Consider the following 26,097-nt stretch of genomic DNA (forward strand, 5'->3'; position numbering starts at 1 on the left):
AGCAATGCCAAAACGTACAGACCTAAAAAGCATCCTGATCCTTGGCGCTGGCCCGATTGTTATCGGCCAGGCATGTGAATTTGACTACTCTGGCGCACAAGCGTGTAAAGCGCTGCGTGAAGAGGGTTACCGCGTCATTCTGGTGAACTCCAACCCGGCGACCATTATGACCGACCCGGAGATGGCCGATGCGACCTATATCGAGCCGATCCACTGGGAAGTGGTACGCAAAATTATCGAAAAAGAGCGTCCGGATGCCGTTCTGCCGACCATGGGCGGCCAGACCGCGCTGAACTGCGCGCTGGAACTGGAACGCCAGGGCGTGCTGGAAGAGTTCGGCGTCACCATGATTGGCGCGACTGCCGATGCGATTGATAAAGCGGAAGACCGCCGTCGCTTCGACATTGCGATGAAAAAAATCGGCCTCGACACGGCGCGTTCCGGTATCGCGCATACCATGGATGAAGCGCTGGCGGTGGCGGCTGATGTCGGCTATCCGTGCATTATTCGCCCCTCCTTTACCATGGGCGGCACCGGTGGCGGTATCGCGTATAACCGCGAAGAGTTTGAAGAGATTTGCGCCCGCGGGCTGGATCTCTCGCCGACCAATGAGCTGCTGATTGATGAGTCGCTGATTGGCTGGAAAGAGTACGAGATGGAAGTGGTGCGCGATAAAAACGACAACTGCATCATTGTCTGCTCGATTGAAAACTTCGACGCCATGGGCATTCATACCGGTGACTCCATCACCGTAGCTCCTGCGCAAACGCTGACCGACAAAGAGTACCAAATCATGCGTAACGCCTCGATGGCGGTGCTGCGTGAAATCGGCGTTGAAACCGGCGGTTCGAACGTACAGTTCGCGGTAAACCCGAAAAATGGTCGTCTGATTGTTATCGAAATGAACCCACGTGTATCGCGTTCTTCAGCGCTGGCGTCGAAAGCGACCGGTTTCCCGATTGCGAAAGTCGCGGCGAAACTGGCGGTGGGCTACACGCTGGATGAACTGATGAACGATATCACCGGCGGGCGTACCCCGGCCTCGTTCGAACCGTCTATCGACTATGTTGTGACCAAAATTCCGCGCTTCAACTTCGAGAAATTTGTGGGCGCGAATGACCGTCTGACCACGCAGATGAAATCTGTTGGTGAAGTGATGGCGATTGGTCGTACCCAGCAGGAATCGATGCAGAAAGCGCTGCGCGGCCTGGAAGTGGGCGCGACCGGCTTCGACCCGAAAGTGAGCCTTGAGGACCCGGAAGCCCTGACGAAAATCCGCCGCGAGCTGAAAGACGCGGGCGCTGAGCGTATCTGGTATATCGCCGATGCGTTCCGTGCGGGCTTGTCTGTTGATGGCGTGTTCAACCTGACCAACATCGACCGCTGGTTCCTGGTGCAAATCGAAGAGCTGGTGCGCCTGGAAGAGCAGGTGGCAAGCGTGGGGATCAACGGTCTCGACGCTGACTTCCTGCGTACCCTGAAGCGTAAAGGTTTTGCCGATGCGCGTCTGGCAAAACTGGTCGGCGTGCGCGAAGCGGAAATCCGTAAGCTGCGCGATCAGTACAATCTGCACCCGGTCTATAAACGTGTGGATACCTGTGCGGCGGAATTTGCGACCGATACCGCTTACATGTACTCCACGTACGAAGAAGAGTGCGAAGCCAATCCGAACCATGATCGCGAAAAAATCATGGTGCTCGGCGGTGGGCCAAACCGTATCGGCCAGGGCATTGAGTTCGACTACTGCTGCGTACATGCGTCGCTGGCGCTGCGCGAAGATGGTTACGAGACCATCATGGTCAACTGTAACCCGGAAACCGTGTCGACTGATTACGACACGTCTGACCGCCTCTATTTCGAACCGGTTACTTTCGAAGACGTGCTGGAAATTGTGCGTATCGAAAAACCGAAAGGCGTTATCGTGCAGTACGGCGGCCAGACACCGCTGAAACTGGCGCGCGCGCTGGAAGCCGCCGGTGTGCCGGTGATTGGCACCAGCCCGGACGCTATCGACCGTGCGGAAGACCGCGAGCGCTTCCAGCACGCCGTTGAACGCCTGAAACTGAAACAGCCAGCTAACGCCACGGTTACCGCGCTGGAGCAGGCGGTTGAAAAAGCGAAAGAGATTACTTACCCGCTGGTGGTGCGTCCTTCTTACGTCCTCGGCGGTCGCGCCATGGAAATCGTCTACGATGAAATCGACCTGCGCCGCTACTTTATGACCGCGGTCAGCGTTTCCAACGACGCGCCGGTGCTGCTGGACAAGTTCCTCGACGACGCGGTAGAAGTTGATGTCGATGCGATTTGCGACGGAGAAAGCGTGCTGATTGGCGGCATCATGGAGCATATCGAACAGGCGGGCGTGCACTCCGGTGACTCCGCATGTTCACTGCCTGCTTACACCCTGAGCCAGGAAATCCAGGATGTGATGCGCCAGCAAGTGCAGAAACTGGCGTTTGAATTGCAGGTTCGCGGTCTGATGAACGTGCAGTTTGCGGTGAAAGATAACGAAGTTTATCTGATTGAGGTCAACCCGCGTGCCGCGCGTACCGTGCCGTTCGTCTCCAAAGCCACCGGCTTGCCGCTGGCAAAAGTGGCGGCGCGCGTGATGACTGGCAAAACGCTGGCTCAGCAAGGCCACACCAAAGAGATTATCCCGCCGTACTACTCGGTAAAAGAAGTGGTGCTGCCGTTTAACAAGTTCCCGGGCGTTGACCCACTGTTAGGGCCGGAAATGCGCTCTACCGGTGAGGTGATGGGTGTGGGACGTACCTTTGCCGAAGCCTTCGCCAAAGCGCAACTGGGCAGTAACTCGACCATGAAAAAACAGGGTCGCGCGCTGCTGTCAGTACGCGAAGGGGATAAAGAGCGCGTGGTGGATCTCGCCGCGAAGCTGCTGAAACAGGGCTTTGAACTGGATGCGACCCACGGCACGGCGATTGTGCTGGGTGAAGCGGGCATTAACCCACGTCTGGTGAATAAGGTGCATGAAGGTCGCCCGCACATTCAGGATCGTATCAAGAATGGCGAATACACCTACATCATCAACACCACGGCGGGGCGTCAGGCGATTGAGGATTCCAAGCTGATTCGCCGCAGCGCACTACAGTATAAAGTGCACTACGACACCACGCTGAACGGCGGCTTTGCTACCGCGATGGCGCTGAATGCCGATGCCACAGAAAAAGTGATTTCCGTGCAGGAAATGCACGCGCAGATTAGCAAATAATCCGCTCCCCCTCTCTCCCTTGCGGAGAGAGGGTTCTCTACTCCCCCTTCAGAGTGTTCTGCATTTTCCCCACCGTTCAGTGAGTTAGCCTAAAATGGCTAAACAGACGAATGAAATTCACTGGAAAGCAGGGAGATAACCATGCGAACTAAACTTCTGATAACCTCGATTTTTACTGCAGCAGCACTGTTTACCGTTGCCGGGTGTTCCTCCAACCAGGCGGTACGCACCACTGATGGCCGCACCATTGTGACCGACGGCAAACCGCAGGTGGATAAAGACACCGGGCTGGTTTCTTATAAAAATGCAGAAACCGGAAAAACCGAGCAGATTAACCGCGATCAGGTGAAAAACATGAGCGAACTGGATAACTAATCCCTTCCTCATTTGCGGTGGCTCCGGCTACCGCATGCCTTTCCCTCATTCCCGCACAGATTGCCGCTTTTAGCCAGACGATTAACTGACTACACTTTCAAGAAAAAGCGTGTAGTGAAAACAGGTTAATCAATGATCCTCATAATTTATGCCCATCCTTATCCGCAGCATTCGCATGCGAATAAGCGCATGATTGAGCAGGCAGGGACGCTGGAAAACGTTGAAATACGTTCTCTGTACGAACTCTATCCTGACTTCAATATTGACGTCGCCGCCGAGCAGGAGGCGATTTCCCGTGCCGATTTAGTTATCTGGCAACATCCGATGCAGTGGTACAGTGTGCCGCCATTATTCAAACTCTGGCTGGATAAAGTGCTGGCGCACGGCTGGGCGTATGGCCACGGTGGCACGGCGCTTCACGGCAAAAGTGTGCTGTGGGCGGTGACGACGGGGGGTGGCGACAACCATTTTGATATCGGCTCGCATCCCGGTTTTGATGTACTTTCTCAGCCGCTGCAGGCGACAGCGCTTTATTGCGGGATGAACTGGCTGACGCCTTTTGCTGTGCACTGTACGTTTATTTGCGACGATGAAACGCTGCAGGCGCAGGCGCGCCATTACAAACAACGTTTACTGGAGTGGCAGGAGGTGCAGTATGGATAGCCATTCGTTAATTCAGGCGCTGATCTATCTCGGATCGGCGGCGCTGATCGTGCCGATCGCCATGCGCCTGGGGCTGGGATCGGTGCTTGGCTATCTGATTGCCGGGGGCATTATTGGCCCATGGGGATTGCGGCTGGTAACCGACGCGGAATCTATCCTCCATTTTGCAGAAATCGGCGTCGTACTGATGCTGTTTGTGATAGGCCTTGAACTCGATCCGCAGCGTTTATGGAAACTGCGTGCATCGGTGTTTGGCGGTGGTGCGCTGCAAATGGCCAGTTGTGGATTGTTACTCGGCGGGTTTTGCGCGCTGCTCGGGCTCCCGTGGCCGATCGCGGTGTTAATTGGTCTGACGCTGGCATTGTCATCAACGGCGATTGCCATGCAGGCGATGAATGAGCGCAACCTGACGGTATCGCAAATGGGGCGCAGCGCCTTTTCCGTGTTGTTGTTCCAGGATATCGCCGCCATCCCGTTGGTGGCGATGATCCCTTTGCTGGCTGCCAGCGGTGGGGCGATGACGCTCAGCGCCTTCGCGCTTTCGGCGCTGAAAGTTGTTGCCGCGCTGACACTGGTGGTGCTGATCGGGCGCTATGTTGCTCGCCCGGCGCTGCGCTTCGTGGCGCGATCCGGTTTGCGGGAAGTGTTCTGCGCCGTGGCGCTGTTCCTGGTCTTCGGTTTCGGCTTATTGCTGGAAGAGGCGGGGTTGTCGATGGCGATGGGCGCGTTTCTTGCCGGTGTGTTGCTTGCCAGCTCCGAGTATCGTCATGCGCTGGAAAGCGATATTGAGCCCTTTAAAGGCCTGCTGCTCGGGCTGTTTTTTATCGGTGTGGGAATGTCGATCGACTTCGGCACGCTGGTGACGCATCCGCTGCGCATCTTACTGCTGCTGGTCGGTTTTTTGGTGATCAAAAGCGCGGTGCTGTGGCTGATTGCCCGTCCGTTACGCGTGCCTGGCAAGCAGCGGTTGTGGTTTGCCGCTCTGCTGGGGCAAGGGAGTGAGTTCGCCTTTGTGGTGTTTGGCACCGCGCAAACGGCACAGGTGCTGGATAGCGAATGGGCGAAAGCGCTAACCCTGACGGTCGCGCTATCGATGGCCGCAACGCCGCTGTTACTGGTGCTGTTGGCCCGTCTTGAAGCATCCGGTAGTCAGCAGGAGCGCGAAGCGGATGAAATCGACGAGGAAGACGCGCGGGTCATTATTGCCGGGTTCGGACGTTTCGGGCAGATCGCCGGGCGTTTGTTGCTCTCCAGCGGCGTGAAGATGGTGGTTCTGGATCACGATCCCGATCATATTGAAACGCTGCGTAAATTCGGCATGAAGGTGTTTTATGGCGATGCGACACGCGTTGATTTGCTGGAATCTGCCGGTGCCGGACGGGCAGAAGTATTAATTAATGCCATCGACGATCCGCAGGCCAGCCTACAATTAACGGAGCTGGCAAAAGAGCATTTCCCGGATCTGCGCATTATTGCCCGCGCCCGCGACGTCGATCACTACATTCGCTTGCGCCAGGCCGGTGTCGAGAAACCGGAGCGTGAAACCTTCGAAGCGGCGCTGAAAACGGGAAGGCTGGCGCTGGAAGGGTTGGGACTGGGTTCATATGAAGCGCGTGAACGCGCCGATCATTTCCGCCGCTTCAACACCTCAATGGTGGAAGAGATGGCGCAGGTGGAAAACGATACGCAGGCGCGTGCGGCGGTGTTTAAACGCACCAGTGCGATGCTGACGGAAATCATTTCGGAAGACAGAGCGCATCTGTCATTAACCCAGCGCCATGGCTGGCAGGGTACGGAAGAGGGGCGTCATACTGGCGATCCCGCAGACGAACCGGCGGTTAAACCGCAAGCGTAAATCACCGCTTACGGATAACTTGCTGATTCAACACGGCTGGCAAGCTGGCGGTGCAGATTCGGGGTGCGGTGCCGCCAGCAGAATAGAAAATTTTCTTATTCTTTACCTCGCGCCCCGTCGACGAAAGATTGCGCTTTCCGTATAGTGGCGACAATTTTTTGGCTTCCAGGAATGAATAAATGATCAGTCTGATTGCGGCGTTGGCAGTGGATCGCGTCATCGGCATGGAGAATGCGATGCCGTGGAACTTACCTGCCGATCTCGCCTGGTTTAAACGCAATACGTTAAACAAACCGGTAGTGATGGGTCGCCTGACGTGGGAATCCATCGGTCGTCCGCTGCCGGGTCGTAAGAATATCGTGATCAGTAGCCAGCCGGGCACTGACGATCGCGTGCAGTGGGTGAAATCCGTTGATGAAGCGATTGCACAATGCGATGGTGCTGAAGAGATCATGGTGATTGGCGGTGGTCGTGTTTACGAGCAGTTTCTGCCGAAAGCGCAGCGTTTGTACCTGACACACATTGATGCGGAAGTGGAAGGTGATACCCATTTCCCGGATTACGATCCGGACGACTGGGATTCCGTGTTCAGTGAGTTCCACGACGCGGACGCGCAGAATTCCCACAGTTACTGTTTCGAGATCCTCGAGCGCCGTTAATTCACTGCGCTACGGCCGTGGTTGCACGGCAACGTTATGTTTCTTCTCTTTCCCCGGCCCAAGCCGGGGAAATTATTTTCAGGAGGCAATCGCCTCGCCATCGCCCAAATCCATCTGACGATTCGACGCCTGGGTGAAGTACTGTTTATCTTCCCAGCGCAGGCAGGTCAGCACGCCGCCCCAGCAGCAGCCCGTATCCAGCGCGTAGATGCCTTCAGGCGTCCCTGCGCCTTCCAGTGATGCCCAGTGACCAAAGGCAATGCTGTATTCTTGCGCCACCGGTCCCGGAATCGAAAACCACGGTTTTAGCGGCGCGGGGGCGTGCTCGGGAATGTCTTTGCAGTACATATCGAGTTGCCCGTTCGGGAAGCAATAGCGCATGCGCGTAAACGCATTGGTGATAAAGCGCAGGCGGGCAAGACCGCTGAGCTCAGGCGTCCAGTGGTTCGGCAGATCGCCGTACATAGCGTCGAGAAAGAGTGGATAAGAGTCGCTCGCCAGCACCGCTTCAATATCGCGCGCGCAGTGGCGGGTGGTTTCCATATCCCACTGCGGGGTGATCCCGGCGTGCGCCATCACCAGTTTTTTCTCTTCGTCGATTTGCAGCAGCGGCTGGCGGCGCAGCCAGTTAATCAACTCATCAGCGTCGTGCGCTTCGAGTAGCGGATTAAGCCGGTCTTTGGGCTTGTTGCGGCTGATGCCAGCGTAAACGGCGAGCAGGTGCAAATCGTGGTTACCCAGTACCAGACGAACGCTGTCACCGAGTGATTTGACGAAGCGCAATACCTCAAGCGAGCCAGGGCCGCGCGCGACCAGATCGCCCGTCAGCCATAAAGTGTCCTGCCCAGGTGAAAACTCAACCTGTTTTAACAGCGCGACGAGTTCATCGTAGCAACCATGAACGTCACCAATAAGGTATGTAGACATTGTATTAATGGATCAATGTTGGGACGGCGAGTCGGAAGACCGGGATAGCGATGCGGAAGGTTTCTCCCTGCGCATCGATCATTTCGTAATGGCCTTGCATAGTGCCCAGCGGCGTTTCAATTACCGCGCCGCTGGTATATTGATATTCGCCGCCTGGCTCAATGTGCGGCTGTACGCCAACCACACCTTCGCCCTGAACTTCCGTTGCGCGGCCATTTCCGTTGGTGATAAGCCAGTAGCGCTTGAGCAACTGGACAGGGGTTCGCCCCAGGTTCCGGATGGTAATGGTGTAAGCGAAAACATAGCGTTCATCGTCGGGAGCGGACTGAGACTCGATGTAGATGCTTTGTACCTGAACACAAACTCGGGGCGAATTGATCATACGTTAACTCTCCTTCGGCGGCGCATTCTCTGTCAGGTAGTTCGCTAACTGGCAATATTGCGCTACAGAAATATTTTCCGCGCGCATCGCCGGATCGATACCTAACGACGCCAGCACTTCAACGGTAAAGACGTTGCCGAGGCTGTTGCGAATGGTTTTACGACGCTGGTTAAACGCTTCGGTGGTAATGCGGCTCAGCGTGCGGATCTCTTTCACCGGATGCGGTAATTGAGCGTGCGGCACCAGACGAACCACAGCAGAATCCACTTTTGGCGGCGGCGCAAACGCAGTGGGCGGTACTTCCAGCACCGGAATAACCTGGCAGTAGTACTGCGCCATCACGCTTAATCGACCATACGCCTTACTGTTTGGCCCCGCAACCAGGCGATTCACCACCTCTTTTTGCAGCATAAAGTGCATATCGGCAATGGCATCAGTATAGCTAAACAGATGGAACATCAACGGCGTGGAGATGTTATACGGCAGGTTACCGAAGACACGCAGCGGCTGACCGATCGTTTTTGAGAGCTCGCCAAAATCCATGGTCATTGCATCTTGCTGATAAATAGTCAGTTTAGGTGCAAGGAACGGATGTGTTTGCAGGCGGGCAGCCAGATCGCGGTCAAGCTCGATAACCGTTAATTTATCCAGACGTTCGCCCACCGGTTCGGTGAGCGCGCCAAGGCCTGGGCCGATTTCGACCATAGCCTGACCCTTTTGCGGGTTGATGGCCGAGACAATGCTGTCGATCACGAACTGGTCGTGGAGAAAGTTTTGCCCGAAGCGTTTGCGGGCTAAGTGGCCCTGATGGACGCGAGTATTCATTGAGTATTAACAATCATTTTGATGGCGAGATTAAGCGCCGTAATAAAACTGCCGACATCCGCTGTGCCTTTGCCCGCGAGTTCAAGCGCGGTGCCGTGGTCGACGGATGTGCGAATAAAGGGTAAACCGAGGGTAATGTTCACGCCGCGGCCAAAGCCCTGGTATTTTAGCACGGGCAGACCCTGATCGTGGTACATCGCCAGTACGGCGTCGGCATTATCAAGGTATTTGGGCTGAAAAAGCGTGTCGGCAGGCAGCGGACCGCTTAAATTCATACCCTGCGCGCGCATTTCATTGAGCACCGGAATGATGGTATCAATCTCTTCCGTTCCCATATGACCGCCTTCACCGGCATGCGGGTTCAGGCCGCAGACCAGAATATGCGGTTGGGTGATACCGAACTTCTGTTGCAGATCCGTGTGCAGAATGCCGATCACTTCCCGCAGCAAATCAGGCGTAATGGCGTCGGCCACGGCTTTGATAGGCAAGTGTGTGGTCGCCAGCGCCACGCGTAGCTCTTCGGTTGCCAGCATCATCACCACTTTGGCGACGTGAGAGCGTTCCTCGAAAAACTCCGTGTGTCCGGTAAACGGCGTCCCTGAATCGTTAATCACCCCTTTATGCACCGGGCCGGTAATCAGCGCGGCAAATTCGCCACTCAGGCAGCCGTCGCAGGCGCGGGCAAGCGTTTCTACAACGTAAGAACCGTTAAGCGTATTAAGTACGCCTGCGGTGACGGGCGTATGCAGAGGAACAGGCAACAGCGTTAATGTGCCTGCTTGTTGCGGTACTGCGGCGGCCGTTGGATCGTAACCGCGCAGCTGAAGCGGTAGACCGAGCAGCGAGGCCCGGTCGGTCAGCAGCGTTGCGTCTGCACAGATAACCAGTTCAACCGGCCAGTCGCGCTGGGCGAGTTGCACTACCAGATCCGGGCCAATCCCGGCGGGTTCGCCGGGAGTGATAACGACACGCTGTGTTTTCATTAGTTGCTCAGAATTTTGACATAGGCGCTGGCGCGCTGTTCCTGCATCCAGGTTGCCGCTTCTTCAGAGAACTTACGGTTCATCAGCATGCGATAGGCTCTGTCTTTTTGCGCCGCGTCGGTTTTGTCGACGTTACGGCTGTCCAGCATTTCTATCAGGTGCCAGCCAAAGGAGGAGTGAACCGGGCCGCTCATCTGGCCGCGTTTCAGCTTCATCAGCGCATCGCGGAAGGCCGGATCATAAATATCTGCTGACGCCCAGCCGAGATCGCCGCCCTGGTTTGCAGAACCCGGATCCTGAGAGAACTCTTTCGCCGCGTTAGCAAAAGTAGTTTTGCCACTCTTAATATCGGCTGCGATCTGTTCCAGTTTTACACGTGCTTGATCGTCGCTCATGATCGGCGACGGTTTCAGCAGGATATGACGGGCATGAACTTCTGTGACAGAGATGCTCTGCGTCTGACCGCGCAGATCGTTCACTTTCAGGATATGGAAACCAACACCCGAACGGATTGGGCCAATCACATCGCCTTTTTTCGCCGTGCTCAGCGCCTGAGCAAAGATGCTCGGCAGCTCCTGAATTCGGCCCCAGCCCATCTGACCGCCTTTCAGTGCTTGCTGATCGGCAGAGTAAGTGATGGCCAATTTGCCAAAATCACCGCCGTTACGAGCTTGTTCCACAATTGAACGCGCCTGACTTTCCGCTTCGTTCACTTGATCGGAGGTCGGATTTTCCGGCAATGGGATCAGAATGTGGCTCAGATTCAGTTCGGTGCTGGCATCATTCTGGTTGCCCACCTGCTGCGCCAGGGCTTCGACTTCCTGTGGCAGCACCGTAACGCGACGGCGCACTTCGCTGTTACGCACTTCGGAGATGATCATCTCTTTGCGGATCTGGTTACGGTAGGTGCTGAAATTCACCCCGTCATAGGCCAGACGGCTACGCATTTGATCCATCGTCATATTGTTTTGCTTGGCAATATCGGCGATGGCGGCGTCGAGCTGTTCGTCAGTGACTTTGACGCCCATTTTCGTGCCCATCTGCAAAATGATTTGATCCATGATCAGACGTTCAAGGATCTGGTGGCGCAGCGTGGCGTCGTCCGGTAATTGCTGACCCGCCTGGCCTGCGTTGGCCTTCACGGATTGCATCAAACCATCAACATCACTTTCCAGCACCACGCCGTTATTGACCACGGCGGCGACTTTATCAACAACCTGAGGCGCGGCAAAACTGGTATTCGCAACCATAGCGATACCGAGAAGCAGCGTTTTCCAGTTCTTCATACCTTTTCCATTTCAATTAACCGCAATGCGGATTACGTTGCAAATCAAACAGATCACAGTGAGCTACGGTACGGCAGAATGTTCGAACGCAGCATTTGTTGCGTCCCCAGGCCGTAGTTGGAGCTCAAGCCACGCAGCTCAATGTTGAAACCGATGGTCTTGTCATATTTGCTTTGATTATTTTCCCAGCCGTTGATTTTGCGCTCATAGCCAAAGCGAATCGCATAACAGCAGGAGCTATATTGCAAACCCACCATCTGATCGGCAGGTTTACTGGTATTGGTATCGTAATAGTACGCCCCGACGATGGACCAGCGGTCCGCAATCGGCCAGCTTCCGGCGGCACCTACCTGCGAAATACCATCTTTATACTGCGCTGAAGTTGCATAGTTTGGCAGCGTTGCTTGTACGTATTCCGGGCTGGCGTAACGGTAGCTCAATTGCAGCATACGGTCTTCATCGCGGCGATACTCCAGCGACGAGCTGCTGTTAGCGATATTATTCAGACGGGTGTCATACTGCACCCCGCCGCGCAGACCCCAGCGATCGGAGATACGCCAGTACGTATCGCCTGCCCACACCAGCGAACCAGTTTTGTTGTCTTTCTCCCAGTTAATGTTGTCATCCCCGGTACGGGACTCGGTGAAATAGTAGATTTGACCAACAGAAACGTTAAAACGTTCAACTGCCGCTTCATCATAAATGCGGGTTGTGACACCGGTAGTAACCTGGTTCGCTGACGCGATACGGTCCAGACCGCCATAAGTACGGTCGCGGAACAGCCCGCTATAGTCGGATTGCAGCAGCGAGGAGTCGTAGTTGTTGATGTGGCTCTGATCGCGATACGGCACATACAAGTATTGAGCGCGCGGTTCCAGCGTCTGGGTGTAGCCCTCCGCCCAGTTCATATCGCGTTCAAACACCAGCTTGCCGTCCGTTTTAAATTGCGGCATAACGCGGCTAACGTTGTCTTTCAACTTATTCGCCGCTTCCAGTGCGGTCATGTTGGAGCTACTCTGGCTGCTGTTGTACTGCTGCTGCGCGTAGTTGCGATAAGTATCAATATTGTCTTGCTGATAATGGGTACCCAGCAGCTTAACTTCGGTGTTCAAACTGCTCCAGGCGTTTGATACAGGCAGACTGAGCGTGGGTTCTAAATGCAGACGCGTTGCTTCAGGTAGGCTGGAATTGGTATTGGTAAATTTCACTGCCTGGCCGTATACGCGGAAATCAAACGGACCCAGATCGTTGTGATACCAGTTAATATCCAACTGCGGGAGCGCGGCGTATGAGTTGCTGCTCTGGCGGTTAAATACCTGAAACTGCTTGGTCGTTACCGTGGCGTTGAAGTTCTCAATGCCATAGCCTGCGCTGAAAATTTGCGTCGCGTAACCATCGGTACTGGAGCCATATTTTGACGTGAAATCATTAAAATAGTGCGGGTCGCTGACTTTGGTGTAGTCAACGTTAAAACGCCACACCTGATCCATTACCCCGGCATGTTGCCAGTAAAACAGCCAGCGGTGACGCTCCCCTTCGCTAGGGTACTCATCCTGAAACACTTTGTCTGACGGCAGGTAATCGAACTCAATAAGGCCTGCACCGGCCTGCGTCAGATAACGGAATTCGTTTTCCCATTGTATGTTGCCCCGTTTATGGATGTAGTGCGGCGTGATCGTCGCATCCATATTTGGCGCAATGTTCCAGTAGTACGGCAGATAGAACTCGAAATAGTTTGTCGTGCTGTACTTTGCGTTAGGGATCAGGAAACCTGAACGGCGTTTGTCGCCGATAGGTAACTGCAGATACGGGCTATAGAACACAGGCACCGGGCCGAGCTTAAAACGCGCATTCCAGATTTCCGCAACCTGCTCCTGGCGATCCTGAATAACTTCGCTGCCGACAACGCTCCAGGTATTCGACCCGGGCAGGCAGGAGGTAAACATCCCATTGTCCAGAATGGTGTAGCGGTTTTGTCCACGCTGTTTCATCAGATCGGCGGTACCGCGACCCTGACGACCCACCATCTGGTAATCACCTTGCCAGACGTTGGTATCTTTGGTGTTCAGGTTTGACCAACCTTTAGGACCTTTCAGGATGACCTGGTTATCGTCATAGTGCACATTACCGAGTGCATCCACTGTGCGAACCGGGTCCGTCTGACCTTCCGGCTGCTGCTGATGAAGCTGCACCTCATCGGCCTGTAAACGGCTATTTCCCTGATTAATATCGACATTGCCGGTAAAAACGGCATCGTCAGGGTAGTTGCCTTTTGCGTGATCGGCATTGATCGTCACCGGCAAATTATTGGTGTCGCCCTGTACCAGGGGGCGGTTGTAGCTGGGAACGCCAAGCATACACTGCGAGGCAAGATCGGCTGCCATCCCCTGCTGGCTGTAAAGGGCGGAGCCAATCATGGTGGCCAGGAGGGTGGGGATACGTTTTTTCATACGTTGTATTTGTTGTTCCGTCATCTGTGGCTTTACGCTGGCAAACGGTCTGAGACTAACTTACTCGCCTTTGCAACGCTAGTTTTAATCCTGCCCGCGTTCGAACCAGGGGGAGAAGACTGCGCCTGTGCATGGCATAGAATGACGGGTATGATAAAGCAAATTTTAGCCGACGGCATGACGATTTGGGGAGTATATGCAGTATTGGGGGAAAGTGGTTGGGGTTGTCATCGCTCTTTTCATGGGCGGCGGCTTTTGGGGCGCGGTTCTTGGGTTGTTAATCGGGCACTTTTTTGACAAGGCGCGCAGCCGGAAAATGGCGTGGTTTGCCAACCAGCGCGAACGTCAGACGCTCTTTTTTGCCACCACCTTCGAGGTGATGGGGCATCTAACCAAATCGAAAGGCCGGGTAACCGAAGCGGATATCCAGGTCGCCAGCCTGTTTATGGATCGCATGAACCTGCACGGCGAGTCGCGCAGCGCAGCGCAGCAGGCGTTTCGCGTCGGCAAAACGGATAATTACCCGTTACGCGACAAGATGCGTCAGTTTCGCAGCGTCTGTTTCGGGCGTTTCGACTTGATTAGGATGTTTCTGGAAATACAAATCCAGGCAGCCTTCGCCGATGGCTCTTTGCACCCCAGCGAACGCGAAGTGCTGTACGTGATCGCTGAAGAGCTTGGGATTTCGCGTCTGCAATTCGATCAGTTTCTGCGCATGATGCAGGGCGGGGCGCAGTTTGGCGGTGGTTATCAGCACCAGCAGCAAGCGGGCGGTGGCGGCTGGCAGCAGGCGCAACGCGGCCCGACGCTGGAAGATGCCTGTAATGTTCTGGGGGTGAAACCGTCAGACGATGCGACCACCATCAAGCGCGCCTACCGTAAGCTGATGGGCGAGCATCATCCGGACAAACTGGTGGCGAAAGGTCTGCCGCCGGAGATGATGGAGATGGCGAAACAAAAAGCGCAGGAAATTCAGAAGGCTTACGAGTTGATTCGCGAGCAGAAGGGTTTTCGCTAACGCCATAAAACTCTCCCGGTCGTCAGACCGGGAGAGTGATTTAAAAATCTACCTGTGCTTTAAACGTCATGCTGTTGCCAAACGCCGGATGGGTGATGGTTAGCGTCTCAGCATGCAGTTGCAAGCGCGGAGCCATTGCCAGCGCTTCTGGCGTGGCGTAAAAACGGTCCCCGAGGATCGGGTGCCCTAGCGCTAACATATGTACACGCAGTTGATGCGAGCGCCCGGTAATCGGCTTCAGACGTACGCGAGCGGTACCATCTTCCTCAAACGCCAGCACTTCATACTCGGTTTGCGCCGCTTTGCCGGTTTCAAAACACACTTTCTGCTTTGGTCGGTTCGGCCAGTCGCAAATCAGCGGTAAATCCACCAGCCCTTCGGCTTTTTCCGGGTGACCCCAAACGCGTGCCAGATACTGCTTTTTCGGCTCACGTTCGCGGAACTGGCGTTTTAACTCACGCTCGGCATCTTTGGTAAGCGCCACCACAATCACACCGCTGGTCGCCATATCCAGGCGATGTACGGATTCCGCCTGCGGGAAATCGCGCTGAATCCGTGTCATCACGCTGTCTTTGTGCTCATCCAGACGCCCTGGCACCGACAACAAGCCGCTGGGCTTGTTGACGACCATAATGTGTTGATCCTGATAAAGAATAACCAGCCAGGGATCCTGCGGTGGATTGTAGGGTTCCATCACCATAGGGGCTCCGTTATTGGTGCGTCACAACAATCAAACGCAGCGCATCAAGCCGCCAGCTCGCCTGCGCCAGGCTTTCCAGCACTTGCTGGCGGTTGCTCTCAATAGCGGCCAGTTCGTCGTCGCGGATATTGGGGTTAACCGCTTTTAACGCTTCCAGGCGCGCCAGTTCCGCCGACAGTTTTTCATCCGCTTCGCTGCGCGCGGCGTCAATCAGCTCGCGTGCGGCGGCTTCAACCTGCGTTTCGCCTTTTTGCAAAATAGTGTGAACCTCCTGCTGTACTGCGCTTACCAGCTTGCTGCCGGTATGGCGGTTCACCGCGCTGAGCTGGCGGTTGAAGCTCTCGAACTCCACCTGAGCCGCGAGGTTGGTGCCGTTTTTATCCACCAGCAGGCGGATCGGCGTCGATGGCAGGAAGCGATTAAGTTGCAGCTGTTTCGGTGCTTGCGCTTCCACCACGTAGATCAGCTCCAGCAGCAGCGTACCGACCGGCAGCGCTTTGTTTTTCAGCAGCGAAATCGTACTGCTGCCGGTATCACCAGAAAGGATCAGATCCAGACCGTTACGGATGATCGGATGTTCCCAGGTGACAAACTGCGCGTCTTCGCGCGAAAGTGCGACGTCGCGATCGAAAGTGATGGTGCAGCCATCTTCCGGCAGACCCGGGAAGTCCGGCACCAGCATGTGATCCGATGGCGTCAGCACGATCATGTTTTCACCGCGATCGTCCTGGTTAATACCAATGATATCGAACAGGTTCATGGCGAAGGCGATAAGTGCCGTGTCGTCGTCCTGCTCGGCAATACTTTCCGCCAGCGCCTGTGCTTTTTCACCGCCGTTAGAGTGGATCTCCAGCAAGCGGTCGCGGCCTTGTTCCAGCTGTGCTTTCAGCGCGTCGTGCTGCTCACGGCAGGTTTTGATCAACTGATCAAAACCATCAGTATCTTCCGGTGCCGCCAGGTAGTTAATCAGCTCATTGTGAACGCTATCGTAAATAGTGCGCCCGGTCGGGCAGGTGTGCTCGAAGGCGTCCAGCCCTTCGTGATACCAGCGCACCAGCACGGACTGCGCGGTTTTCTCCAGATAAGGCACATGGATCTGAATATCGTGCGCCTGACCAATACGATCCAGACGACCGATGCGCTGCTCCAGCAGATCCGGGTTAAACGGCAGATCGAACATCACTAAATGGCTGGCGAACTGGAAGTTACGCCCTTCAGAGCCAATTTCCGAGCACAACAGAACCTGTGCGCCGCTGTCCTCTTCGCCGAACCACGCCGCTGCGCGATCGCGTTCAATGATCGACATACCTTCATGGAACACCGCCGCACGGATACCTTCGCGTTCGCGCAGTACCTGCTCCAGTTGCAGCGCGGTGGCGGCTTTGGCGCAAATCACCAGCACTTTTTGCGAACGATGGCTGGTGAGGTAGCCCATCAGCCACTCAACGCGCGGGTCGAAGTTCCACCATGTTCCGGTATCGCCTTCAAATTCCTGATAAATCTGCTCCGGGTAGAGCATATCGCGGGCACGCTCTTCCTGGCTTTTACGCGCGCCCATAATGCCGGAGACTTTAATCGCCGTCTGATACTGCGTCGGCAGCGGCAGCTTAACGGTGTGCAATTCGCGTTTCGGGAAACCTTTTACACCATTACGGGTGTTGCGGAACAGCACACGGCTGGTGCCGTGTCGATCCATCAGCATGGAAATCAGTTCCTGACGCGCGGCAGCCGCGCCTTCGCGATCGCTGTTGGCGGTTTGCAGCAGCGGTTCGATATCTTGCTCGCCCACCAGATCGCTCAACATATTGAGGTCATCGTTGCTCAGGCGTTCACCCGCCAGCAGCAGGGCCACGGCGTCGGCGACCGGACGGTAGTTTTGCTGCTCTTCAACGAACTGGGCGAAATCATGGAAACGGTTCGGATCCAGCAAGCGCAGGCGGGCAAAGTGGCTCTCCATCCCCAGTTGTTCCGGGGTGGCGGTCAGCAGCAGAATGCCCGGTACGCGCTCGGCCAGTTGTTCAATTGCCTGATATTCACGGCTGGCTTCGTTTTCGCTCCACACCAGGTGATGCGCTTCGTCGACCACCAGCAGATCCCATTCGGCGTCGCACAGGTGCTCCAGGCGTTGCTTGTTGCGGCGCACGAAATCGAGCGAGCAAATCACCAGTTGCTCGGTATCGAACGGGTTGTCGGCATCGTGCTGCGCTTCGGCGTAACGCTCATCGTCAAACAGGGCAAAACGCAGGTTGAAGCGGCGCAGCATTTCAACCAGCCACTGATGTTGCAGGGTTTCCGGCACCACGATCAGCACGCGTTCAGCCGCGCCAGCAAGCAGTTGTTGATGCAGGATCATCCCGGCTTCAATGGTTTTCCCAAGACCCACTTCATCTGCCAGCAGCACGCGCGGCGCATGGCGACGGCCCACATCGTGAGCAATGTGCAGCTGGTGCGGGATCAGGTTAGTGCGCTGGCCACGCAAGCCACTCCACGGCATACGGTACTGCTCACTTTGGTATTTACGCGCGCGAAAACGCAGCGCGAAGCGATCCATACGGTCGATCTGCCCGGCGAATAAGCGGTCTTGCGGTTTGCTGAACACCAGTTTGCTGTCGAGTAACACTTCGCGCAGGGTGACATTGCTCTCCTGCGTATCCAGGCGTGTGCCGGTGTAAGCGAGCAGCCCGTTTTCCTCTTTTACGTCTTCAATTGTGAGCTGCCAGCCATCATGGCTGGTCACCGTATCACCGGGGTTGAACATCACGCGGGTAACCGGAGAGTCGCTGCGAGCGTACAGACGGTTTTCACCCGTGGCCGGAAAAAGGAGGGTGACCGTGCGCGCATCCATTGCGACGACTGTGCCAAGTCCGAGTTCGCTTTCCGTGTCGCTAATCCAGCGTTGACCAAGTGTAAAGGGCATAAATGAACTCTATATCTCAAATTGCAGGCAATAGTTCGTCACCGCCTGAAGGCAGGCGGGCGTATAAAATTTGGGGCCAGAAAAAGGAAGGGCGCTATGGTAAAGGAAGCAATCCCTTTCGTCACTACCTATACCTGCCGTCTTTCGCGCCGCATGGCGGCACAAACCTGAAATAGCCAGGGTATAGCGGTAGTGTTGCAAGCCGGGAAACACGATAAGTAAATCTCAAAAGAGTCCCAGCTGCCCTGTAAGTAGTGTAGCAAAGTCGTCGTCAATGAAAGGCAGAATTCCCTCGGCAACCGGCTGTAACTGTTTACTCAGGTAGTGATCGTAATCGAGTGGCGAGTGTTGGTAATCCACCGGCTCTGGCCCGCTGGTGGTCCAGACATACTTGATGGTGCCGCGATTCTGGTACTGCGCCGGGCGACCCCGTTTGCGGTTCTCTTCATCCGCCAGCCGTGCTGCGCGCACGTGCGGCGGCACATTACGTTCATATTCGGAAAGCGCTCTGCGCAGGCGCTTGCGATAAATAAGCTGATCGTCGAGTTCGCCCGCCATCAGGCTGGCAATGGTTTCGCGCACATAGTCCTGATAAGGCTCATTGCGAAACACGCGCAGGTAGAGCGTTTGCTGGAACTGCTGCGCCAGTGGTGTCCAGTCGGTACGCACGGTTTCCAGCCCCTTAAACACCATGCGCTGGTTCTCGCCTTCCTGAATCATTCCGGCGTAACGCTTTTTGCTGCCCTGTTCAGTGCCGCGAATGGTGGGCATCAGAAACCGGCAGAAATGGGTTTCAAACTCCAGTTCCAGCGCGCTTTCCAGTTGCTGGCTTTTAAGATGCGCCGACCACCAGCCGTTGACGTGTTCAACCAGCGCGCGGCCAATACGCGCGGCATCCTCTTCGCTGTGGGCTTTCTTTAGCCAGACGAAGGTGGAGTCCGTGTCGCCATAGATAACGTCGTAACCCTGCGCTTCAATCAGCGCTTTGGTCTGGCGCATGATCTCGTGGCCACGCATAGTGATCGACGATGCCAGCCGCGGATCGAAAAAGCGGCAGGCGCTGGTGCCGAGTACGCCGTAAAACGCATTCATAATGATCTTCAGCGCTTGCGACAGCGGCTTGTTGCCGTGACGTTTGGCCTCATCGCGCCCGTGCCAGATCTGCCCGACAATCCCCGGCAGGCAGTGCTTTTCACGCGAAAACCATGCGCCAAGAAACCCCTCGGTACTGTGCGCGTTATCCGGCTGCGCCATGCCCTCAACCAGGCCGACGGGATCGATCAGGAAAGTGCGGATAATAGAGGGGTAGAGGCTTTTGTAATCCAGTACCAGCACCGAGTCATACAGGCCGGGGCGCGAATCCATTACATAACCGCCGGGGCTGGCCTGCGGCGGCACGGCACCGAGATTTGGCGCGACATAGCCTGCGCGGTGCATACGCGGAAAATAGAGGTGGCTGAAGGCCGCCACCGAGCCGCCGTGGCGATCAACGGGCAAACCGTTTACCGTAGCGCGCTCCAGCAAAAACGGCATGATCTCCGTCTTGTGAAAGATGCGCGTCACCAGTTCGCAATCTTTCAGGTTATAGGTGGCGAGCGCGGGTTTATCTTCGGCGAAGCGCCGGTCGATCTCATCCATGCGATCCCACGGGTTATCAATCGCTTTGCCTTCGCCAAGCAGCTCTCTGGAGACGGCTTCCAGCGAGAACGAGGAGAAGTTCCAGAACGCGGATTTCAGCGCTTCAATCCCGTCAATAATCAGCCTGCCGGTGGCCTGTGCGAAGAAGACGCCATTCTTAAAACCGTGTTCGCGCCACTCCAGCTCTCCGCCGTTACGCCCGATCGTCAGCGGTACGCGGTAGCGCTCGGCGCTTTTTTGCAGCACGCGCAAATCGAATTGCACGACGTTCCAGCCAATGATCACATCCGGATCGTGCGCGGCAAACCAGGCGTTGAGTTTTTCCAGCAGTTGTGGGCGGCTGGCAACATACTCCAGCTCAAAATCCAGCCCCTGCGCGCTGCCGTTTTCCGGGCCGAGCATATAGACCGTGCGCTGCCCGCAGCCCTCAAGGCCGATACAGTAAAGCTCGCCATGGCGGCTGGTTTCGATATCCAGCGACACCCATTTCAGCGGCGGGCGATAGTGCGGGCTGGGTTTTAGCCGCGCGTCAACCAGCGCGGCACCTTGTGGCGTACCGTCAACCCACACCGGCGCGGTAATAAAGCGCTCCATCAGAAAGCGTTCCGGCGGGCGGATATCAGCTTCGTAAACGGTGATACCGTCATCGCGCAGCATTTTTTCAATGCGCATCAGTTGGCGATGGGCGCGGCAGTAAAGGCCATATACCGGCTGGCGGTGAAAGTCACTCAGGTTCAGCGGCGTTAAACGCCACTGCTTTTCGGTTCTCAGCAGCAACTTAACCTTTTCCACCTGCGCGGCGGGAATAAAGGCGACCGATTCTTGCGGTGGCAGCACGACGCGCAGCGGGCCATTATCCGTCGCCAGCCAGAACTCGACCTCGGTTCCGCTGGGGGTATCCCGCCAGTGTCGGGTTAAAATAAAACCTTCTTGCGCCTGCGCCACAGCCGTCTCTCATAAAACAAAACCAGGCGAGATTATAGCCTGGTTTGTTGTTGGGTGCTGTGGTTTTATACAGTCATTGGCCGTAGTAAGCCTTCGCGCCGTGCTTACGTAAATAGTGTTTATCCAGCAGCGTTTGTTGCATGGCGGGTAACTCAGGCGCGAGCTGACGGCAGAAAATACCCATATAGGCCACTTCTTCGAGCACGATGGCGTTATGTACCGCGTCATCTGCGCTTTTGCCCCACGCGAACGGGCCATGAGAATGCACCAGCACGCCGGGCATTTGCGCCGGATCGATGCCTTTTTTCTCAAAAGTCTCGACGATCACATTGCCGGTTTCCCACTCGTATTCGCCGTTGATCTCCTCGTCGGTCATCTTACGGGTACAGGGGATCTCGCCATAAAAATAGTCGGCATGGGTGGTGCCCGTTGCCGGGATCGGCTGACCAGCTTGCGACCAGATGGTGGCATGGCGAGAGTGGGTATGTACAATGCCGCCGATGGTCGGAAACGCCTGGTACAGCAGTCGGTGAGTCGGCGTATCGGAAGAGGGTTTTTTCGTGCCTTCAACTACTTCGCCGGTGGTGATGTTGACGACCACCATATCGTTAGCGGTCATGATGCTGTAATCGACGCCAGAAGGTTTAATCACCATCAGGCCGCTTGTACGATCAACGGCACTGACGTTGCCCCATGTCAGCGTGACCAGGTTATGTTTCGGCAGCGCCAGGTTGGCTTCCAGCACCTGCTGTTTCAATGCTTCTAACATGCGTTCCTCCAGGAAAGATGGCCTGCCGCAGCAGGCCGGGTGTTCCCTGTTAACGTTTTGAACCGTAATACACTTCGTTCCAGCGCAGCGCGTCTTTAAACGCAGGCAGGCGGGTGTCGTTGTCGATAACCGTCAGTTCAAGATCGTGCAGCTCGCTAAACTGGCGCATATCGTCGAGCGTCAGCGCCTGGCTGAAGACGGTGTGGTGCGCGCCACCGGCGAGGATCCACGCTTCAGAGGCGGTTGGCAGATCCGGCTGCGCTTTCCACAGGGCGTTGGCGACCGGCAGTTTCGGCAGATCGTGCGGGGTTTTCACCGCCTCAACGCAGTTCACCAACAGACGGAAACGATCGCCTAAGTCGATCAGGCTGGCGTTAATCGCCGGGCCGGTTTTGGTGGAGAAAATCAGACGTGCCGGATCGGCTTTGCCGCCAATACCGAGGTACTGCACATCCAGCGTCGGTTTTTCGTCGATGGCGATAGAAGGACAGACTTCCAGCATGTGCGAGCCGAGCACCAGATCGTTGCCGTGCTCAAAGTGATAGGTGTAATCCTCCATAAAGGAGGTGCCGCCGTTCAGCCCGCCGGACATCACTTTCATGATGCGTAGCAGCGCGGCGGTCTTCCAGTCGCCTTCACCGGCGAAGCCGTAGCCTTGCTGCATCAAACGCTGTACCGCCAGGCCCGGTAACTGTTTCAGGCCGTGCAGATCTTCAAAGGTGGTGGTGAAGGCATGGAAACCGCCCTCTTCGAGGAAGCGTTTCAGGCCCAGTTCGATACGGGCGGCGTCAAGCACGTTCTGGCGTTTGTCACCATGAACCTGCGCGGCAGCCGTCAGGCGATAGCTGCTTTCATACTCATCAACCAGCGCGTTGACATCGCCATCGCTCACGGCGTTCACTACTTGCACCAGATCGCCCACGCCCCAGGTATTGACCGAGAAACCGAACTTGATTTGTGCTGCGACTTTATCGCCGTCCGTCACCGCCACTTCGCGCATGTTGTCGCCGAAACGCACCACTTTCAGCTGGCGGGTATCCTGTTTAGACACTGCCTGGCGCATCCACGCGCCGATGCGTTGATGGGCGTGTTGATCCTGCCAGTGGCCTGTCACCACACTGTGCTGCTGGCGCATACGCGCGCCGATAAAGCCGAACTCGCGGCCGCCGTGCGCGGTCTGGTTGAGGTTCATAAAGTCCATATCGATGCTGTCCCACGGCAGGGATGCATTGAACTGGGTGTGGAACTGCAGCAGCGGCTTATTGAGGATAGCGAGGCCGTTAATCCACATTTTCGCCGGTGAGAAGGTGTGCAGCCACACCACCATCCCGGCGCATTTGTCATCATAGTTGGCATCGCGGCAGATGTGGGTAATCTCATCCGGCGTGGTACCCAGTGGTTTAAGCACCAGTTTGCAAGGCAGTTTCGCTTCCGCATTGAGGGCGTTGACCACCTGCTCGGCGTGCTTCGTCACTTGTTTCAGGGCTTCCGGCCCGTACAGGTGCTGGCTGCCAATGACGAACCACACTTCATAATTGTCGAAAATAGTCATGATCTTGTCCTTAATGAGTTAACGCGGCCTGCGAGACTGTCGCGGCTGAAGGGAGATAGTGTTGCTCGGCGCTCTTCGCCCACTGCTGATAGCGGCGATAGAGGCGTTCAAACTGTTGCGCCTGCGCGGTCGGTTGCAGGGTTTTTTCGATGGCGCTGGCCATTTTCAGCTGCGCCGCCGGGATATCGGCATGCACTTGCGCGGCGACGGCGGCGAAAATCGCCGCACCCAGTGCGCAGCACTGTTCAGATTCGACCACCTGTAATGGGCGGTTCAGCACATCGCAGCAGGCCTGCATCACGCCGAGGTTTTTACGTGCGATACCGCCGAGCGCCATCACGTTGTCGACGGCAATACCCTGTTCGGTGAAGCACTCCATAATGGCGCGCGCGCCGAACGCGGTTGCGGCAATCAACCCGCCAAACAGCGCCGGGGCGTCGGTGCCGAGATTCAAATCGGTGATCACCCCTTTCAGACGCTGGTTGGCATTTGGCGTACGGCGACCGTTAAACCAGTCCAGCACCACCGGCAGGTGATCGAGCGAAGGATTTTTTACCCACGCATCGGTCAGCGCAGGTAAGAGTTGTTTCTGGCTGGCTTTGATCTGCGCTTTCAGCTCTGGATGTTGCTGCGCGAGTTGTTCCAGCGGCCAGCCAAGCACACGACCAAACCAGGCATAGATATCGCCAAAGGCGGACTGCCCGGCTTCGAGGCCGATAAAGTCCGGCACTACGCTGCCATCAACCTGGCCGCAAATGCCTTTTACCGCCCGGTCGCCAACGCTCTGTTTGTCGGCAATCAGAATGTCGCAGGTAGATGTACCGATGACTTTCACCAGCGTATTCGGTTGTGCGCCTGCGCCAACTGCGCCCATATGGCAGTCGAAGGCACCGCCGGAAATCACTACGGATTCAGGCAAACCAAGGCGCTGCGCCCACTCGGACGTCAACGTGCCGACGGGAATATCGGCGGTATACGTGTCGGTAAACAGCGGCCAGTTCAGGTGTTTATTAATGATGGGATCGAGTTCATCAAAGAACGCGGCAGGTGGCAGGCCACCCCAGCTTTCATGCCACAGGGATTTATGCCCGGCGCTGCAACGCCCGCGACGAATCGCTTCCGGACGCGTGGTGCCGGAGAGCAGGGCGGGGATCCAGTCACACAGTTCGATCCAGGAGGCGGCAGCCTGCGCGACGGCGCTATCCGCGCGGGTAACGTGCAGGATTTTTGCCCAGAACCATTCGCTGGAGTAAATGCCGCCGATGTAGCGCGAGTAGTCAGTTTTGCCGGGGGTGTGGCACAAGCGGGTAATGGCTTCCGCCTCTTCGACGGCGGTGTGATCTTTCCACAACACAAACATCGCGTTCGGGTTGTCGGCAAACTCCGGGCGCAGCGCCAGCACGCGGCCTTCGGCATCAATCGGCGCCGGTGTTGAACCGGTGCTGTCGACGCCAATGCCTTTGATCCCGGCGCGTTGCTCGTCGGTCAGCTCCGCCAGCACACTTTTCAGTGCCGCTTCCATCGACTCGATGTAATCGCGCGGGTGGTGGCGAAATTGGTTATGCGGCGCATCGCAATAACGCCCCTCCTGCCAGCGTGGATACCACTCGACACTGGTGGCGATCTCCGCCCCGGATGTGCAGTCTACCGCCAGCGCACGTACTGAATCGCTGCCGAAATCGAGGCCAATTGTGATTGCCATGTATCTTGCTCCATGAAGAATAACCGTTAGAAAAACGATAGTGAGCGGCGGCAAAAACCGTCAGGCAGGATCCGCTAATCTTATGGATTAAAATGCTATGGGATCGCAAAGTGTGACGCCGTGCAAAAATTCGATGTGGACATTTCTGCCGCCTTTATAGACACTTCCGTTATCCCTTTTTGCCCTGTTCAGCGGCGTTAAAAAGGCGTAATCGCTTTTGTCTGGCGGGATTAGACAATTGGCGTGTTTACGCCCTTTGCCTGCGGGCGGCTGAGGAATGACGGGATTCTCAATATGGACAATTGGTTTCTTTACCAGGCACGGGAGTATTGCGTTTATGGCTGAATCACAGAACGATCCACTGCTGCCAGGGTACTCGTTTAATGCGCATCTGGTGGCGGGGCTGACCCCCATTGAAGCTGACGGTTATCTCGATTTTTTTATCGACAGACCGCTGGGTATGAAGGGCTATATCCTGAATCTCACCGTGCGCGGCGAGGGGGTGGTGATGAACCACGGTAAGCAGTTTGTTTGCCGCCCTGGCGATATCCTGCTTTTCCCGCCGGGAGAAATTCACCACTATGGCCGCCACCCCGACGCCAGCGAGTGGTATCACCAGTGGGTTTACTTCCGTCCACGCGCCTACTGGCACGAGTGGCTGAACTGGCCGACACTGTTCGCGCAAACCGGTTTTTACCGTCCTGATGATGCGCATATGGCGCGTTTTCGTGAACTTTTCGCGCAAATTATCGACGCCGGGCAAAGTGTCGGGCGCTATGCGGAACATCTGGCGATAAATCTGCTGGAGCAACTGCTACTGCGCCGTATGGAAGCGATTAACGAATCGCTGCACCCGCCGCTGGATAACCGCGTGCGCGACGCCTGCCAGTACATTAGCGATCACCTGGCGGATAACCATTTTGATATCGCAAGCGTTGCTCAGCATGTTTGCTTGTCGCCTTCGCGCCTGTCCCACCTTTTTCGTCAGCAACTGGGCGTGAGTGTGCTGAGCTGGCGCGAGGATCAGCGTATCAGCCAGGCAAAACTACTGCTTAGCACCACGCGAATGCCGATTGCCAGCGTCGGGCGCAATGTTGGCTTTGACGATCAGCTCTATTTCTCGCGGGTTTTTAAAAAATGCACCGGTGCCAGCCCCAGTGAATTCCGCGCGGGATGTGAATAAAAAGTAAAGAATGGCAATGAAAGGTTCTGCAATGTGACA

At 56.0% G+C, this 26,097-nt stretch carries 19 protein-coding genes; 7 read left to right on the forward strand and 12 right to left on the reverse strand.

Annotation, left to right across the window (positions count from 1 at the left end; all coding sequences use genetic code 11):
• The first annotated feature begins 4 nt into the window (after positions 1–4).
• The 5 genes from carB (at position 5) to folA (ending at position 6,781) form a co-directional block, all read left to right on the forward strand.
• Entirely contained in the window at positions 5–3,229 is a 3,225-nt protein-coding gene (gene carB / locus AAIG26_RS20135) for a carbamoyl-phosphate synthase large subunit (protein WP_020456506.1), read from the forward strand.
• A 141-nt stretch (positions 3,230–3,370) separates the two neighbouring features.
• Complete coding sequence (locus tag AAIG26_RS20140) at positions 3,371–3,604, forward strand: YgdI/YgdR family lipoprotein (RefSeq protein WP_343181337.1); 234 nt, start codon at positions 3,371–3,373, stop codon at positions 3,602–3,604.
• Between the two features lie 132 nt (positions 3,605–3,736).
• The gene (kefF, locus tag AAIG26_RS20145) at positions 3,737–4,267 is read left to right on the forward strand and encodes a glutathione-regulated potassium-efflux system oxidoreductase KefF (RefSeq protein ID WP_343181338.1); all 531 of its coding nucleotides are present in this window, start codon (positions 3,737–3,739) and stop codon (positions 4,265–4,267) included.
• Complete coding sequence (kefC, locus tag AAIG26_RS20150) at positions 4,260–6,122, forward strand: glutathione-regulated potassium-efflux system protein KefC (protein WP_343181339.1); 1,863 nt, start codon at positions 4,260–4,262, stop codon at positions 6,120–6,122. Before kefF ends, kefC begins: the two co-directional genes overlap by 8 nt.
• A gap of 179 nt (positions 6,123–6,301) precedes the next feature.
• The gene (folA, locus tag AAIG26_RS20155) at positions 6,302–6,781 is read left to right on the forward strand and encodes a type 3 dihydrofolate reductase (RefSeq protein ID WP_020456510.1); all 480 of its coding nucleotides are present in this window, start codon (positions 6,302–6,304) and stop codon (positions 6,779–6,781) included.
• A gap of 78 nt (positions 6,782–6,859) precedes the next feature.
• Here folA and apaH read toward each other — a convergent pair whose 3' ends face one another.
• The 6 genes from apaH to lptD are packed head-to-tail and all read right to left on the reverse strand — an operon-like array spanning position 6,860 to position 13,634.
• Positions 6,860–7,708, reverse strand: coding sequence for a bis(5'-nucleosyl)-tetraphosphatase (symmetrical) ApaH (apaH, locus tag AAIG26_RS20160; RefSeq protein ID WP_020456511.1), 849 nt, complete (start codon positions 7,706–7,708; stop codon positions 6,860–6,862).
• A 4-nt stretch (positions 7,709–7,712) separates the two neighbouring features.
• On the reverse strand, positions 7,713–8,090 hold the full coding sequence (apaG, locus tag AAIG26_RS20165) for a Co2+/Mg2+ efflux protein ApaG (protein WP_017457892.1): 378 nt from the start codon (positions 8,088–8,090) through the stop codon (positions 7,713–7,715).
• Positions 8,091–8,093: 3 nt separating this feature from the next.
• Positions 8,094–8,915: a 16S rRNA (adenine(1518)-N(6)/adenine(1519)-N(6))-dimethyltransferase RsmA gene (rsmA, locus tag AAIG26_RS20170; RefSeq protein WP_020456512.1), complete on the reverse strand. Its 822-nt coding sequence runs from the start codon at positions 8,913–8,915 to the stop codon at positions 8,094–8,096.
• A complete protein-coding gene (gene pdxA, locus AAIG26_RS20175) occupies positions 8,912–9,898 on the reverse strand; it encodes a 4-hydroxythreonine-4-phosphate dehydrogenase PdxA (RefSeq protein WP_269232249.1) in 987 nt (328 codons plus the stop codon). Before pdxA ends, rsmA begins: the two co-directional genes overlap by 4 nt.
• A complete protein-coding gene (gene surA, locus AAIG26_RS20180) occupies positions 9,898–11,184 on the reverse strand; it encodes a peptidylprolyl isomerase SurA (protein ID WP_020456514.1) in 1,287 nt (428 codons plus the stop codon). Before surA ends, pdxA begins: the two co-directional genes overlap by 1 nt.
• Positions 11,185–11,237: 53 nt before the next feature.
• Positions 11,238–13,634, reverse strand: coding sequence for an LPS assembly protein LptD (gene lptD, locus AAIG26_RS20185; RefSeq protein ID WP_343181340.1), 2,397 nt, complete (start codon positions 13,632–13,634; stop codon positions 11,238–11,240).
• Positions 13,635–13,830: 196 nt separating this feature from the next.
• Between lptD and djlA the strand changes: the two genes are divergently transcribed.
• Positions 13,831–14,652, forward strand: coding sequence for a co-chaperone DjlA (gene djlA, locus AAIG26_RS20190; RefSeq protein ID WP_020456517.1), 822 nt, complete (start codon positions 13,831–13,833; stop codon positions 14,650–14,652).
• A gap of 40 nt (positions 14,653–14,692) precedes the next feature.
• Here djlA and rluA read toward each other — a convergent pair whose 3' ends face one another.
• The 6 genes from rluA to araB all read right to left on the reverse strand — a co-directional run bounded on the left by rluA (position 14,693) and on the right by araB (position 24,875).
• Positions 14,693–15,352 carry a bifunctional tRNA pseudouridine(32) synthase/23S rRNA pseudouridine(746) synthase RluA gene (gene rluA, locus AAIG26_RS20195; protein ID WP_343181341.1) on the reverse strand — a complete coding sequence of 220 codons (660 nt, stop codon included), beginning with the start codon at positions 15,350–15,352 and terminating at the stop codon, positions 14,693–14,695.
• A 10-nt stretch (positions 15,353–15,362) separates the two neighbouring features.
• Positions 15,363–18,269 carry an RNA polymerase-associated protein RapA gene (rapA, locus tag AAIG26_RS20200; RefSeq protein ID WP_343181342.1) on the reverse strand — a complete coding sequence of 969 codons (2,907 nt, stop codon included), beginning with the start codon at positions 18,267–18,269 and terminating at the stop codon, positions 15,363–15,365.
• A gap of 225 nt (positions 18,270–18,494) precedes the next feature.
• Positions 18,495–20,852: a DNA polymerase II gene (gene polB / locus AAIG26_RS20205; RefSeq protein ID WP_343181343.1), complete on the reverse strand. Its 2,358-nt coding sequence runs from the start codon at positions 20,850–20,852 to the stop codon at positions 18,495–18,497.
• A gap of 73 nt (positions 20,853–20,925) precedes the next feature.
• Positions 20,926–21,621 carry an L-ribulose-5-phosphate 4-epimerase gene (gene araD / locus AAIG26_RS20210; protein ID WP_097406964.1) on the reverse strand — a complete coding sequence of 232 codons (696 nt, stop codon included), beginning with the start codon at positions 21,619–21,621 and terminating at the stop codon, positions 20,926–20,928.
• A 49-nt stretch (positions 21,622–21,670) separates the two neighbouring features.
• On the reverse strand, positions 21,671–23,173 hold the full coding sequence (gene araA / locus AAIG26_RS20215) for an L-arabinose isomerase (RefSeq protein ID WP_045509960.1): 1,503 nt from the start codon (positions 23,171–23,173) through the stop codon (positions 21,671–21,673).
• Positions 23,174–23,183: 10 nt separating this feature from the next.
• On the reverse strand, positions 23,184–24,875 hold the full coding sequence (araB, locus tag AAIG26_RS20220; RefSeq protein ID WP_045509957.1) for a ribulokinase: 1,692 nt from the start codon (positions 24,873–24,875) through the stop codon (positions 23,184–23,186).
• Positions 24,876–25,212: 337 nt separating this feature from the next.
• Between araB and araC the strand changes: the two genes are divergently transcribed.
• A complete protein-coding gene (araC, locus tag AAIG26_RS20225; protein ID WP_045509955.1) occupies positions 25,213–26,058 on the forward strand; it encodes an arabinose operon transcriptional regulator AraC in 846 nt (281 codons plus the stop codon).
• Positions 26,059–26,097 lie beyond the last annotated feature (39 nt).

Source organism: Kosakonia sp. PSU_27, assembly GCF_039409795.1.
Lineage (GTDB): Bacteria > Pseudomonadota > Gammaproteobacteria > Enterobacterales > Enterobacteriaceae > Kosakonia.